Below are 13,966 nucleotides of genomic sequence, written 5' to 3' on the forward strand. Positions count from 1 at the left end.
CACAACAAATCGAAGATGTAACTCTAGAGTCCCCGCCGCAGTGCCGCGACGGTGTCCAGGTCGCCGAGGGCCGCGACGCTGCGGGCCAGACCCTCGAGGGCGATGTCCTCGTTCTGCATCCCGCCCATCCCGGCCGTGGCCAGGGCGGCCACATACGCATACAGCGCGCCCTGGCGGTAGCGCAGCCACAGCTCGTCGGGGTCGAGCGCCGGGCCGCCGGCGGCCGCGAGCGCGCCGCGGTAGCGGTCCAGCAGATCCCGTTGGTGGGTCCGGCGTTCGTCGGGGGTCATGCCGGTGACCAGGGTGTAGGCGAGTTCGCGGCCGGGGTGGCCGCGGCGCACTGCCTGCCAGTCCAGCAGCCCCGCGCCCCCGCCGCGGAAGTACACATTGCCCGGGTGGGCGTCCCCGTGCATGACGGTGTGCGGCGGCCGGTCGATCAGCCGGGCGACCGCGCGGTAGTTGTCGATGATGAACCGGCCATCCTCGATCGGGATGGTGGTGCGGCGGGTCAGCCGGCGCGCCGACGTGTTCAGCAGCGAGCCGGTGAGCTGCGAGGTGGGGTCCTCGGAGGCGGTATAGGTCCACGCGAGTGGCCGTTCCCAGTACCGGCCGTGCAGCCGGGCGAGCAGTTCGATCACCAGGCCGGCGCGGTCGGCGCCCAGCGGGTGCAGCGTGTCGGGGAAGTCGCAGGGGCCGGCCGCCAGGTCCTCGAGCACCAGGACAAAGCCACCGGTGAGTGGATCGAACGCCGCGGCATGACACTGCGGCACCCCGTCGATCTGTTGTGAGATCTCTTGGTAGAAGCGGACTTCGGTGTGTCCGAGGCGGCCCAGCTCGCCGATGAACCGGGTGCCTGCGGTGCGGGCGGGCATCTTCACGAAGACGGTGGCGGGCACGTCGTCGCCGGTGAGGGCCAGCCGGACACGCGAGGAGGTTCCGTCGTCACCGCCGAGTGGGGATGCCGAGGCTACGCGTCGCCCGAGCAGCCGGGACAGTGCCGGCGCGTCGAGCTGGGCGGGCCGCCGGGGCAGCGGCCGGGCCCACCCGATCAACGGTTGGGTGAGGACGCGCTGTATCCCGCGGCCCAGGTGAAGAGCGAGGCCGACCGAATCCCCACGATACGTCATGGTTTACAGTGATAGCAGAATATGTAATGCCGATAGGCGGGAATGCTCATGGACTTCTCCCACGTGCAGCTCAGCGACGAGGACTGGGCGTTCCGGGACGGCCTGCGGACATTCCTCGCCGAGCACGTCACCGGCGAGGTGATCGAGCGAGACCGCCGGACCGGTGAGAACTTCGACGAGGGGGTGCACCGTGCGCTGGGCGCGTCCGGATATCTGGCGGCGGACTGGGCCGGCGAAGCCGATGGCGGTTTTTCCGCGGTGCGCCGCCGCATCTGGGAGCTGGAGATCGGGCGGGCGCACACTCCGTGGTTCCATTGGGGGACAACGGCTCTGGTGGCCAAGTTCGTCGCGCAGTTCGCCTCCGGAGAGCTGCGCGACGAGGTGCTGCCCGGGGTGCTCTCGGGTGAGATCCTGCTGTGCCTGGGCTACACCGAGCCCGACGGCGGTTCGGATGTGGCCACGTGCAAGACCAGGGCCGTACGGGACGGTCAGGGCTGGATTGTCAACGGGTCCAAGATGTTCACCTCCAATGCGCACAACAGCCGGTATGTGTTCCTGTTGACCAACACCGACCCGGACGGGCCGAGGCATCACAATCTCACCCTGTTCCTGGTACCGCTGGCCAGCCCCGGGATCGAGATCCAACCCGTCCGTACCGTCGACGGTGACCGGACCAACATCGTCTACTACAGCGACGTCCGGGTGGCCGACCGATACCGCATCGGCGACGTCAACGGCGGGTGGACGGTGATGCGAGCCGCGCTGGCTGCCGAACATGGTGTCAGAGAGCCGGATTCGGCAGGCCTGCAGAAGCTCGCGGTGATGACCGAACATGCCCTGCTGACCGCCGAGGCGCTCGATGCGGTGTCCGCGTCGGTGGGCACGCCCACCGACGACGTCGCTCTCCGGTTGGGACGGTGCGTGGCGCGGCAGGAGGCCGCGTTGAGTACCTCCGGTGTGTACGGCCGGGTGGCCATCGCCCAGACCATGCGGGATGTCGCACCGGATCTGATGGACATCCTCGGCAGTGCTTCGGCGCTCTCGGACAGTGCCGCGGAGTATGTCTTCCGGTTGGCCGGACCGACCGGGATCTATGGCGGCACCCTGGAGGTGTTCCGCAACATGATCGCCCAGCACGAATTGGGCTTGGGCCGGCCGGTTTACCGGGACACGCCCGCCAGGAGATGATCGAAGAGCCGGCCGGCGGACTGGGCCGCGCGCTGTTCGTCGCGGGCAGCGATGTGCTCGACGACCGCGCTGTGTTCGTCCGCCAGAGCTTCGGCGAAGGTCGACGTGGTGGCTGCGACGCTGGCGGCGATGGTCTCGCGCAGCCCGCGATACAGCTCGATCAGGATCGTGTTGTGCGAGTACTGCACCACCGCGAGGTGGAAATCGGCGTCGGCACGGGCGAACTCGTCGGGTCCGGTCCTGAGACACTGATGACTCGTGGCGAGCAGTCGGCGCAGTTCGGCGAGTTCGTCGGGGGTGTGGTTGAGCGCTGCCAACCTGGCGCCTTCGACCTCGAGTGCGCGGCGCACCTGCAGGATCTCCCGCAGCTCACTGCCGCACAGTCGTCGTAGTGCCCCGGACACCTCACTGGTGGCACGCACGTAGGTGCCGTCGCCCTGGCGGACTTCCAGGATGCCGGCGTGAGCCAGGGCGCGGACGGCCTCGCGAACGGTGTTGCGGCCTACGCCCAGGTGCTCGACGAGCACGGCTTCGTTGGGGATGCGCTCACCCACCGGCCATTCGCCGCTGTTGACCGAACTTCGCAACTGCTCGATGACCTGCTCGACCAGGCCGGCTCGACGGGTAGTGGTCAACGGCACAGGGCGTCCTTTCATCCAATCATGGGATGTATGCGACCATAGCAGCCGTGAGGGCCGAAACATGGATGAAACAATCGGATCGTCAGTACGGGTCCGCAGCGGAGTTGCGGACGACCGCTGTCACGGCGGTTGCCGGAGGGGCGCTGCTGGCCGTGGCGGTGATCCTCACGGCGCTGAACCTGCGTCCGGCGGTGACGAGTGTGGCGCCGCTGCTGGGCGAGATGCGCGCCGAGTTCGGCGTCTCGGCCACCTGGGCCGGTGTCCTCACCACCTTGCCCGCGCTGTGTTTTGCCGCCGCCGGACTGGCCGCACCGCGGTTGTCCGCTCGAATCGGGCTGGGGCGCACGGTGTCGTTGTCGCTGATGATCATCGCTGCGGGCCTGGTGATCCGCGCGGTGGGCGGGGCCACCGTGGTCCTGGGCGCCAGCCTGGTGGCGTGCGCGGGAATCGCCTTGGTGAACGTGCTGATCCCGGTGGTGATCAAAGGCTCGTTCCCGGCCCGGATCGGCGTGATGACCGGCATCTACACGGCCGCGCTGCAGGCAGGGGGAGCGTTGGGATCCGCGCTCACGCCGGGGCTGGAGGAACCGCTGGGCGGCTGGCGGCCGGCGCTCGCCGTCTGGGGTGCGCTGGCCTTGATCGCGCTGGCGGTGTGGGTGCCGGTGTCCCGGCGCCACGGTGCCGCCTGGACGCGACGGGCCGAGCACTCCGAGCCGCGACGCTCGCTGCTGCGTAATCGGCTGGCCTGGATCGTCACCGTGTTCTTCGGGTGCCAGGCCTTCATGGCCTACATCGTGATGGGCTGGCTGCCAGAGGTTTTCATCGACAACGGGGTGCCGAAGCTGCAGGCCGGGATCCTGGTGGGCCTGACCGCGCTGATCGGCGTGCCGATCGCCTTGGTGGTGGCGCCCATGGCCGCCCGCCGCGGGAGCCAGAGCGGATGGATCGTCGGCCTCGGACTGGTCGGGGTGGTGGGCATCCTCGGGGTGATGCTGGCGCCGGCGGCCCAACCGGTGCTGTGGAGTGTGCTGATCGGCATCGGCCAGAGTGTGTTCGCGCTGGCGCTCGCGGTGATCGCACTCCGGGCCCGGACCGCGGACGAGACCGCGCAACTGTCCGGGATGGCGCAGGGGATCGGCTATCTGATAGCCGGCGTGGGACCGCTTCTGTTCGGAGTGCTGCACGACGTCACAGGTGGCTGGACGGTGCCGTGGATCCTGTTCCTCGCGGTGTATGCCGTGCAGATGGCCACCGGCGCGGTGGCCGGCCGCAACCGGTACGTCTAGCTAGGGAAGTGGCTGAGCGCCGACCGGGTTCAACGCGTCGAGCATCAGGCTCAGGTAGCGCCGGCGTAACTCCGGTGGCTGATCCAGGGCCACTGAAGCGGTGGTGACCATGGCCACGAAGGTGGCCACGTCATCCGCGGTCAGATCCAGGCGCAGCTCACCCTTGGCCTGACCGGTCGCCACGATGGCCGCGACGAGCTCGGAGTTGCGGTTGAACAGGGCGACGGTGAGTTCGGCCAGATGATCCAGTGAGGACAGCAACGGGCGCTGCTGGCACATCACCTCGGTGAGGCGCTCGATGACGTCGAGGAAGGATTCACGCGGCGCCTCACTCTCGACGAGCTGGGTGATCACCGGTTCGACCTCGGTGACGAAGATGTCCTCGTACACTGCCGCCGCCAGGGCCTGGCGGTTGGCGAAGTGTCGGTACAAAGTGGCATTGCCGACGCCGGCCGCAGCTGCGACGTCGGTGAGCGTGGCCGAGTCGCCGTGGATGGAGAACACCTCGCGGGCGGCGGCAACGATTCGGTTGACGTTGGCGAATGCGTCGGCGCGGCGGCGCTTGGCCGGTGCGGTGGCGGCGTCGGCGTCCGCCGAAATCTCGGTCACGGGAACCTCCGAGTAGTGGTCCAGATCATCCTGTCAGGCCGGTGGTGGTGTTGGCGACAATTGATAGCTCGCTCCCATTTTGGGAGCCTACTCTCATTTACATGTCGACCTTTCTCCATCGTCTGGGACGCTTCGCGTTCGGCCGCCCCTGGGCGGTGCTCGCCGCCTGGCTGGCGCTGATCGCCGTCGTCGCAGGCCTGCTGGTGGTGAACCCGCCCAAGATCTCCAACGAGATGCGGATCAGCGGCACGCCCGCCCAGGAGGTCATCGATCAGCTGGGCGCCGAGATGCCCGAGATGGCCGGCGGCCAGGGCATGATCGCCTTCGCCGCGCCCGACGGGCAGCGGGTCGACCAGGGGGCCAACCTGGCCGCGCTGACAGCCGCCGTCGACGCGGTGTCGCACGCCGAGCACGTCATCGATCCCCGCGCCCTCGCGCAGGCCGAACTCGCCAAGGGCGCGTCGAGCCCCACCCTGACCGCGGGGGCGGCGATCGCGCGGATCCAGCATCAGCTGCCGCCGCCGGCCGACGCACCCATCCCGTTGACCGTCAACGGACAGCAGGTGCCCGGTGTCGTCGTCTCCGCGGACGGCCAGACCGCGCTGTTCCAATTCCAGTTCGACAAGCAGACCAGCGACCTGCCCACCGGCGCGGTGGAGCACACCGTCTCGGCGGCCGAGTCTGCCGTGGCCAACACCGATCTGCAGGTGCTGCCGTCGGCGTCGATGGCCCAACTGCCCGAGATCGTCGGCGTCGGCGAGGTCATCGGGGTCATGGTGGCTGCGCTGGTCCTGGTGATCACCCTGGGCTCACTGGTGGCAGCCGGCCTGCCCCTGGCGACGGCGCTGACCTCGGTCGCCGTCGGGGTGGGTGGCACGTTCCTGTTCTCCCATCTGTTCACCATGCAGTCGATCACCGCGGTGCTGGCGCTGATGCTGGGCCTGGCGGTGGGTATCGACTACGCCATGTTCATCGTCAACCGGCAGCGGCGGCTGATCCTCGACCAGGGCCTGACCGCCGCCGACGCCGCCGCCCGTGCTGTCGGAACCTCCGGCAGCGCAGTGGTTTTCGCAGGCACGACGGTGGTGATCGCCCTCGTCGCGTTGTCGGTGGCGGGCATCCCGTTGTTGACCACCATGGCGCTGGCCGCCGCCGCGACCGTGATCGTGGCCGTGCTTGCCGCCCTGACCATCCTGCCCGCACTCCTGGGCCTGGTGGGTGAACGCATCTGCTCGGACAAGGCCCGTACCCAGGTGTCCGACGGCGCCGGCACTCCCCGCTTCGCCGCCGCCTGGGTGGGTGCGGTACTGCGGCACCGCGTTCCGGTGGCCATCGCCGGGGTGCTGCTCACCGGCGTGCTCGCAGTGCCTGCCCTCGGTATGCACCTGGGCCTGCCCGCCGGCTCCTCCTACAACGAGGGCACCCCGCAGCGGGCCGGCTATGACATGGTGGCCGACCATTACGGCGACGGGTTCAACGGCCCGCTGGTGGTGGTCGCCGAACCCCGTGACGCGGACACCCTGACCGAGGCCCAGATCGCCGACGTCTACACCGATCTGCGCCGCCTCGACGGTGTGCAGGCGGTGAACATGCAGATGGTGTCGGACAATTCGGACAAGGCGATCTTCTCGGTGGTCCCCACCGCGGGACCCACCGATGAGTCCACCGCCGACCTGGTGCGCGGTATCCGCGACCACACCGGCCCGCTCGCCGATGTGCACAACGTCGACCTCGGCGTCACGGGGATCACCGCCATGGGCATCGACATCTCCGACCGCATCGCCAGTGCGATCCCGCTGTACATCGGTGTGGTGGTGGGTCTTTCGCTGCTGGTGCTGATGGTGGTGTTCCGTTCCATCGCTGTACCGGTGAAAGCCACTGCCGGATTCCTGCTCAGCATCCTGGCCACCTTCGGTGCCACCACCGCACTGTTCCAATGGGGTTGGCTGCAGCAGTTGTTCGGCCTCAGTGCCACCGGGCCCATTCTGAGCCTGCTGCCGATCATCGTCACCGGGGTGCTCTACGGCCTCGCCATGGACTACGAGGTGTTCCTGGTGTCGTCGATGAAAGAGGCGCACGTGCACGGCCACCGCGGTGATGCCGCAGTGACACAGGGCTTCACCCAGGCCGCCCGGGTGGTGACCGCTGCCGCCGTGATCATGATGGCCGTGTTCGTCGGCTTCGTGTTCAATGCCGACCCGATGATCAAACAGATCGGATTCGCCTTGGCTTTCGGCGTTTTCATCGACGCTTTCGTGGTGCGGATGACGATGGTGCCCGCGGTGATGTCGCTGCTGGGTGACCGGGCCTGGTGGCTGCCCGAGCGCCTGGAGCGCCGACTGCCGGACCTCGACATCGAAGGCGAGAAGCTCAACCGGGCACTGGAGAATGATCGAGTCACGGTGTAGTGGCTACAGTTTGAGGCCCACCGCGTGCCGGAGCTGAGCCAGGAACTGTTCGCTGTCGTCGCTGCGCACGATGTAGTGCGCCACGGCGACGCGGATGGCGGTGGCGGCTTTGATGGCGCCACCGGTGCCGGGGATCAACCGCTGTAACCGCGCGCGCATCTGCGGGATCACCCGGGCCAACTGGGCGATGGCGACCTCGGGTTCGATGTCCACCACCCGGACCCCTGAATAGGACTGCTGGTACTCGACGATGAACCGCAACGCGGCATCGAGCCGGTCATTGCCGCGCAGCCCCGCGGTGGCCCGGTTGACCCCGTCGTCGAACATGTCCCGTTCGAAGGCGCCGAAAGCGTCGAGCAATTCGCCTTTGGAGGCGAACCAGCGATACAGCGTCGGCCGCGAGACGCCTGCTTGTGCCGCCACATCGGACAGGCTGAGCTTGGACTGGCCACTGCGGGCCAACACCTCTGCGGTGGCGCGCAGGATCCGCTGTCGCGACGAGGACTCGTTGTCCAGCGACGCGAGCGAGCCGGGCGGTGGTCGATTCACACAGGCCCCTTTCGGCTCGTCCGTTCAGAATTACAAAGCCCAGCGGGTTTGTAAACTGGCAAGCCGTGACGGGACCATTGGCGGGCATCCGGGTTGTCGAGTTGGGAGTGTGGGTCGCTGCGCCCGCGGCGGGGGGTCTGCTGGCCGACTGGGGCGCCGACGTGATCAAGATCGAGCCGCCGGCCGGCGATCCCGCGCGGCGGTTCGGGCGGATGCTGGGGCTGGACCCTGAGGTCAATCCGCCGTTCGACATGGACAACCGGTCCAAGCGCAGTGTCGTCCTCGATCTGTCGACGGATGACGGCCGGGCGGTGGCCGACGAATTGATCTCCCGCGCAGACGTTTTCCTCACGAACGTACGCCCCGCTGCGCTGCGGCGGCTCGGGTTCGATTTCGATACGCTGGCGCAGCGCCACCCCCGGTTGGTGTACGGGCTGATCACCGGCTACGGGGTCGGTGGACCCGACGCCGACCGTGCGGCGTACGACGTGGCGGCGTTCTGGGCGCGCGCCGGGTTGGCGCATCTGCTGACGAGACCCGGGGAGACCCCGCCGTTTCAGCGCGGCGGAATGGGTGACCACGCCGCCGGTATGACACTGGCCGCCGGCATCTGCGCGGCGCTGGTGGCCCGTGGCCGCACCGGCGCAGGCCAACTGGTGGCGACGTCGCTGTACCGGCAGGGTGTCTACACCGTGAGCTTCGACCTCAACACCTTCCTGGCCACCGGGCATCCCATCGCCATCGGGCGCCGGGAGTCGATGGGCAATCCGTGTATGAACAACTACCGGGCCGGGGACGGCAAGCCGTTCTGGCTCGTGGGACTGGAGGGTGAACGGCACTGGCCGCCGCTGTGCCGGGCTGTGGGCCGGACCGACTGGCTCGACGATCCGCGTTACGCCCGTCCGCGGGAGCGCGCCAGGAATGCTGAAACGTTGATCGCCGAACTGGACGCTGTTTTCGCCACCAGGACATTGGCTGAATGGGCTGACATCTTCGCATCCGAGCCCGACCTGTTCTGGTCTCCGATCAACACACTGGAGGACGTCCTCGGTGACGAACAGTTCCACGCCGCAGGCGGGATCGTCGACGTCCCCGTTCCCGACGGAGCCGTCCCCATGGTGGCTTCGCCGGTGGACTTCTCCGCCACACCCTGGGCACCGCGCGGGCCGGCACCTGCGCTCGGTGAACACACCGCGGAGATCCTGGCCGAGCTTTACAAATAGCATCAACAATGTCACGCTGATGCGATTGTGGAAGGAGCGCCCGTGGCCGTCGCAAGCTCAACGCACACACGCGAATACAGTTCGTTGGACATCACCTCCCATGCATTCTGGGGCCGGCCCTTCGCCGAACGCGACCTGGTCTTCGCGCAGTTGCGCGCCGCCGACGGATTGTCCTGGCAGCGACCCATGTCGTCGCTGTTCGATCTGCAGGAGGACGGCTTCTGGGCACTGACCCGGCGCGCTGATGTCGCCTTCGTCAGCCAGCATCCCGAGCTGTTCACCTCCAGTCGCGGGGTGGCGCTCGACCCGATGCCGGCCGAGGTGCAGAAGATCGCGACGTTCTTCCTGGCGATGGATCCGCCGCAGCACACCGTGTACCGGCGGCTGATCAGTTCGGCCTTCACCCCGCGCAACGTCCGCACGATCGAACAGCAGATCCAGCAGAACGCGGCACTGGTCGTCGACGACCTGATAGGCGCGGGCGACATCGACTTCGTGGCCGCATGTTCCGCGCGGCTGCCCATGCTGACCATCATGGAGATGCTCGGTGTACCGCCGGCGGACCGACCCGCGGTGGCCCAGGCCGCCGAAAAGCTCTTCAGCATGAGCGATGACGAGTACTCCACCCTGGAGGAGCGGGCCACCGCCACCATCAACGAGATGATGCTGTTGGTCAGCACCGGGGTGGAACTGGCGAAATTCCGCCGTCAGCACCCGGGCGATGACCTGATGACCAGCATCGTCAACGCCGAGGTGGACGGGCACCGGTTGACCGACGACGAGATCGGGGCCTTCTTGATCCTGTTGTCATCGGCGGGTAACGACACCACCAAACAGGCCACCACGCACGCCATGATGGCGTTGACGGACAATCCCGCTCAACGCGATTGGCTGATGGCGGATTTCGACGGCCGGATCGGCACGGCGGTCGAGGAGTTCGTCCGGTGGTCCACGCCCGTGCTGCAGTTCGCCCGGTTCGCCACCACCGATGTCGAGATCGCGGGAACGCAGATCAGCGCGGGGGACAAGGTGGGCTTGTTCTACTGCTCGGCCAATCGTGATGAGGCCGTGTTCACCGACCCGGACCGTTTTGATCTGTCCCGCTCACCCAACCCGCACCTGGGCTTCGGCGGTGGCGGCCCACACTTCTGCCTGGGTGTCCAGCTGGCCCGGTCCGAGCTGCGGAACCTGTTCCGCGAGTTGCTGACCCGGATCGATCGAATCGAGTTCGGTGAGCCCGACCACCTACACAGCAGCTTTGTGCACGGCATCAAACGCGTGCCGGCGTACGTCGGCTGATCAACCGGCGGGCCGCGGACGCACCAGCACCGACTGCTGGATCGCGCCGACCGGCCCGGCCTCGTCGAACAGTGTGCCGACGGTTGTCCCGATACCGTCCGGCCCGTAGCTGGTCTGGGCGCGGATGCCGGTCCACTCGCCGGTGGGGATCCGGTGCACGTGCACCACCAGATCGGTGTTGAGGAACGTCCACTTCCGGATGTCGAGTGTGGAGCCGATCCCGTTGGCATCGTCGGCCACCGCGAACAGCCGCTGCAGCGGTGTCATCGTCTCGCCCAGAACCAGATCCACTTCGGGCCGGATCCAGGACTCGCCAGGTCCCGGCGCCAGCGGCGTGGTGAGCCATCGCCAGTCCAGGCTGTGCACGTAGTTGCGATCCCAGTCCTTCTTCATGTCGCGGCTGACCGCCTCGGATACCGGCCGTAGAGGTGGCTCCGGAGCATGCAACAGCTCAGCGGTGTCGAGTTGTTGCAGTCGCCATCCGCTGGCGCGCGCGACGGGACGTGGCCGGCCGTCGCGACCGGGGCCCAGCATCTCGGCGCTCACCAGTTCGATCTGCCTGCCGGACCGCTCGACCTGGCCGCGTACCCACAGGTCGCCGTCGGCGGGCACCCCGCCCAGCAGGTCGATGCTCACGCGGCTCAACCGGGTATCGTCGCGGTGCGCACACCGTTCCAGTGCGCGGACCAACAGCGCCGACACCGGAGCCGCGTGCTGAATCGCCGCCGTCCAGGTGCTCCGGACCAGATCGCTGGCGGTGAATTTCTCTCCCCGCGAATCGTTTTCATCGATCAGTTCGTAGTAGGCGTCCGACATTCGTCACCTTTCTCGGGTCACGGTAGGCCCGCACCGGGCACCGCGACCGTCACGGTGTCCAGCCGGGAGAGCTTGGTGCCGACCAGTCGTTGCGGGTAGGCGTCGGTGCTCGACAGCAGGAACAGCACCCGGCGTTCGGGGCCACCGAGCGTGCAGGCGATTGCGGTCCGGTCGCCGAGGTCGATCCGGTCGGTGACGCTGCCGCCGGCCATGATCCGGTCGAACCGGCAGGCCAGGGTCATCGACGTCCAAACCCCGCCCTCGTCGTCGAGGGTGATCCCATCCGGTGGTCCGGCGAGCCCATCTGCGAACAGTGAGCGTTCACCGAGACCGCCGGCGTCGTCGATGGGGAACGAGGTCAGCCGGCGCGCTGTCGACTCGGCCACGATAAGCTGCCGGTCCGGGGTGATCACCATGCCGTTGGGGAAGTCGAGATCTTCGGCGACGACGGTGGCGGTGTCATCGGGATCGAGGCGCACGATGACACCGCCGCTGCGGGCCTGAGAGCCGATGTAGGCGCGACCGGTGTCGTCGACCACCATGTCGCCGAGATCAGCGGGAACCAGATCGCTCAGATCGGCACAGGCGCCGACGTTCTCGCCGTCGTAGCGCAATACCTGGCGGAGCCGGGTGGAGTTGATCAGCAGGGTTCCGTCGGGGCGGAAACCCAAGCCCGACGGGGCATGTCCGGGCAGCGGCAGCGTCGTCATGGAGCCGTCCAAGGTGACCGTGTGCACCGCCTCGCCGAGCATGTCGGAGAACCACAGCATGCCCTCGAACCAGCGAGGACCCTCACCGAAACAGAAGCCGTTGGCCAGCGGGACCGGTTTCACACCATGCCTTTACAAAACACGTCTCAAGTGTCACGCTCGCAAGGTGTCAGTGTCAACCACGAAGCGCACCGCATGAAGAAGTATCACGGCCACACGCTGCTGTACCTGCACGAGACCGTCGCCCTGGGTGCGATCGGCAGTCAGCGGTTCACCGACACGTTCAACACCGTCTACCACCCGATGATGAGCGATCTGGGGGCCCGGCTGTTCGCGATCTGGGAGACGACGCCCTACAACGGGCACTGGCCGCAGGCCACCGTCATCTGGGAACTCGACGCGTTCGCCGACTACGCCCGGATCGGGCGCGCGCAAGCACCGGGCGGAACCCACAGCGGGCCCGCCGGCGAGTGGGCTGCCTTCCTGACCCGGAACGGCGCCTCCGGTGAGGGCCGGATCATGTATGCGGGCCGCAGCAACAAGACCTTGGCCGAGCTGCAGGACAACGGTTTCGGGGCGGGCCTGGTGATACAGGAGATCATGCAGACCAAACCGGGCCGCCAGGATGACTACATCCGGGAGTTGGAACGGTTGTACGTGCCGTGGTCGGAGCGCACCGGTAAGCGTTGGCTGGGTTCGTTCATCAGTACCTTCCGCTACAACGAGGTGATCCACTACTGGGCCCTCGACGGCGGCTGGGACTGCTTCGAGAACCACTACCCGTCCTGGAAGGACAACCCGCCGGCCGAGATCGTCACCTGGATGAGCGTCGCGCCGGCGTTGCGCGACGGTTGGGAGGACTCGATATTGCAAGCCCTACCCCCCTCACCACTGCGATGAAGACGGACCTCTCGTACGACCCGTTCGATCCGGCCGTGATGGCGGATCCGCTGCCGTACTACCGGGTGCTGCGTGACGACCACCCGCTGTACTACGTCGAGAAGTGGGACACCTACGCCGTGTCGCGTTTCGACGACATCTGGCGGGTGCTCGAAATTCACGACGGCACCTTCGTGGCATCAGAGGGAACCCTGCCCGCCGCAACGGTTCTGGCCGAGCACAATCATGGCGCGGTCGCCGATCCACCGCTGCACCCCATGCCGTTCCACGCCAATTTCGACTCGCCGCTGTACGAGGATGTCCGGCGCTGCACGTCCGCGCAGTTCCGCCCCAGGTCGGTGTCGAAGCTGGCCGACCGGATCCGGACCCTGGCCAACGAACGACTCGACGAGCTACTTCCTCGCGGTGGCTTCGACCTGACCCAGGACTACGGCGGTATCGTCGCGTCGGCGGTGGTCTGCGAACTACTGGGTCTGCCAACCCAACTGGCCTCCGACGTGCTCGCCACCGTCAACGCCGGCAGTCTCGCGCAGCCCGGTAGCGGCGTGAATGTGGCCAACGCCCGGCCGGGGTACCTGAGCTACCTGACACCCATCGTGGAACGGCAGCGGGCCGGCGCCGCGCAGACACCGATCGCCGAGGCACTGGTGAACTTCCGGCTGCCGGATGGCTCCGCCTTCACCGACGCGGAGGCGGCCACCCAGATGCTGGGGGTGTTCATCGGCGGTACCGAGACCGTGCCGAAGATCGTCGCGCACGGGCTGTGGGAACTGCTGCGCCATCCGGGACAGCTCGCGGAGGTGAGCGCCGATCCCGAGGCCAACGCGGTGATCGCACGGGAAGAGATGATCCGCTACTGCGCGCCGGCGCAGTGGTTCGCCCGCACGGTGCGCAAGCCGTTCGTCCTGCACGGCACCACGCTGCGGCCCGGCCAGCGTGTCATTACCCTGCTCGCATCGGCGAACCGCGACGAGCGGGAGTACCACGACCCCGACGCGTTCGTCTGGAACCGCCCGATCCGACGGCTGCTGGCGTTCGGCCGCGGTCAGCACTTCTGTCTGGGTGTACACCTGGCCCGCCTGGAGATCACGATCATGGTGCAGGAGTGGCTCAAACGTGTACCCGAGTATCACATCGATGCCGCGGCAGCGGTACGCCCGCCGTCGAGCTTCCAGTGGGGCTGGAACAGCATCCCGGTGCAGGTGTGAGC

The 13,966-nt window shown here is 67.7% G+C and carries 13 protein-coding genes; 7 read left to right on the top strand and 6 right to left on the bottom strand.

The window, feature by feature from the left end:
• Positions 1–23: 23 nt before the first annotated feature.
• On the bottom strand, positions 24–1,127 hold the full coding sequence (locus AC3A6P_RS07790; protein ID WP_487690428.1) for a phosphotransferase family protein: 1,104 nt from the start codon (positions 1,125–1,127) through the stop codon (positions 24–26).
• A 48-nt stretch (positions 1,128–1,175) separates the two neighbouring features.
• Here AC3A6P_RS07790 and AC3A6P_RS07795 point away from each other — a divergent pair, with 48 nt between their 5' ends.
• A complete protein-coding gene (locus AC3A6P_RS07795; RefSeq protein ID WP_487690431.1) occupies positions 1,176–2,315 on the top strand; it encodes an acyl-CoA dehydrogenase family protein in 1,140 nt (379 codons plus the stop codon).
• Here the strand turns inward: AC3A6P_RS07795 and AC3A6P_RS07800 are convergent.
• Entirely contained in the window at positions 2,288–2,956 is a 669-nt protein-coding gene (locus AC3A6P_RS07800; protein ID WP_487690434.1) for a FadR/GntR family transcriptional regulator, read from the bottom strand. The genes AC3A6P_RS07795 and AC3A6P_RS07800 overlap by 28 nt on opposite strands.
• 65 nt (positions 2,957–3,021) lie before the next feature.
• Between AC3A6P_RS07800 and AC3A6P_RS07805 the strand changes: the two genes are divergently transcribed.
• Positions 3,022–4,242 (top strand): CynX/NimT family MFS transporter, encoded by a 1,221-nt coding sequence (locus tag AC3A6P_RS07805; protein ID WP_487690624.1) that lies wholly within the window; start codon positions 3,022–3,024, stop codon positions 4,240–4,242.
• Here AC3A6P_RS07805 and AC3A6P_RS07810 read toward each other — a convergent pair whose 3' ends face one another.
• On the bottom strand, positions 4,243–4,851 hold the full coding sequence (locus tag AC3A6P_RS07810; RefSeq protein WP_487690437.1) for a TetR/AcrR family transcriptional regulator: 609 nt from the start codon (positions 4,849–4,851) through the stop codon (positions 4,243–4,245).
• 101 nt (positions 4,852–4,952) lie between these two features.
• Between AC3A6P_RS07810 and AC3A6P_RS07815 the strand changes: the two genes are divergently transcribed.
• Positions 4,953–7,259: an MMPL family transporter gene (locus AC3A6P_RS07815; protein WP_487690440.1), complete on the top strand. Its 2,307-nt coding sequence runs from the start codon at positions 4,953–4,955 to the stop codon at positions 7,257–7,259.
• A gap of 3 nt (positions 7,260–7,262) precedes the next feature.
• Here the strand turns inward: AC3A6P_RS07815 and AC3A6P_RS07820 are convergent, their stop codons facing one another.
• Complete coding sequence (locus tag AC3A6P_RS07820; RefSeq protein ID WP_487690443.1) at positions 7,263–7,808, bottom strand: TetR/AcrR family transcriptional regulator; 546 nt, start codon at positions 7,806–7,808, stop codon at positions 7,263–7,265.
• A 65-nt stretch (positions 7,809–7,873) separates the two neighbouring features.
• Here AC3A6P_RS07820 and AC3A6P_RS07825 point away from each other — a divergent pair, with 65 nt between their 5' ends.
• Both AC3A6P_RS07825 and AC3A6P_RS07830 read left to right on the top strand, forming a co-directional pair.
• Entirely contained in the window at positions 7,874–9,031 is a 1,158-nt protein-coding gene (locus tag AC3A6P_RS07825; protein WP_487690445.1) for a CaiB/BaiF CoA transferase family protein, read from the top strand.
• Positions 9,032–9,073: 42 nt separating this feature from the next.
• Positions 9,074–10,330, top strand: coding sequence for a cytochrome P450 (locus tag AC3A6P_RS07830; RefSeq protein WP_487690448.1), 1,257 nt, complete (start codon positions 9,074–9,076; stop codon positions 10,328–10,330).
• Here AC3A6P_RS07830 and AC3A6P_RS07835 read toward each other — a convergent pair whose 3' ends face one another.
• Both AC3A6P_RS07835 and AC3A6P_RS07840 read right to left on the bottom strand, forming a co-directional pair.
• A complete protein-coding gene (locus tag AC3A6P_RS07835) occupies positions 10,331–11,146 on the bottom strand; it encodes a thioesterase family protein (protein WP_487690451.1) in 816 nt (271 codons plus the stop codon). It lies immediately after the preceding gene.
• Positions 11,147–11,163: 17 nt separating this feature from the next.
• Positions 11,164–11,979, bottom strand: a complete 816-nt coding sequence (locus AC3A6P_RS07840; RefSeq protein ID WP_487690454.1) for an SMP-30/gluconolactonase/LRE family protein — start codon at positions 11,977–11,979, stop codon at positions 11,164–11,166.
• A 72-nt stretch (positions 11,980–12,051) separates the two neighbouring features.
• On the opposite strand from AC3A6P_RS07840, the gene AC3A6P_RS07845 reads away from it, so the two are divergent.
• Both AC3A6P_RS07845 and AC3A6P_RS07850 read left to right on the top strand, forming a co-directional pair.
• The gene (locus AC3A6P_RS07845; RefSeq protein ID WP_487690457.1) at positions 12,052–12,756 is read left to right on the top strand and encodes an NIPSNAP family protein; all 705 of its coding nucleotides are present in this window, start codon (positions 12,052–12,054) and stop codon (positions 12,754–12,756) included.
• Positions 12,753–13,964, top strand: coding sequence for a cytochrome P450 (locus AC3A6P_RS07850; RefSeq protein WP_487690460.1), 1,212 nt, complete (start codon positions 12,753–12,755; stop codon positions 13,962–13,964). The genes AC3A6P_RS07845 and AC3A6P_RS07850 overlap by 4 nt, the downstream gene beginning before the upstream one ends.
• The last annotated feature ends 2 nt before the right edge of the window (positions 13,965–13,966 follow it).

The organism is Mycobacterium sp. Soil_C_30 (assembly GCF_057656995.1).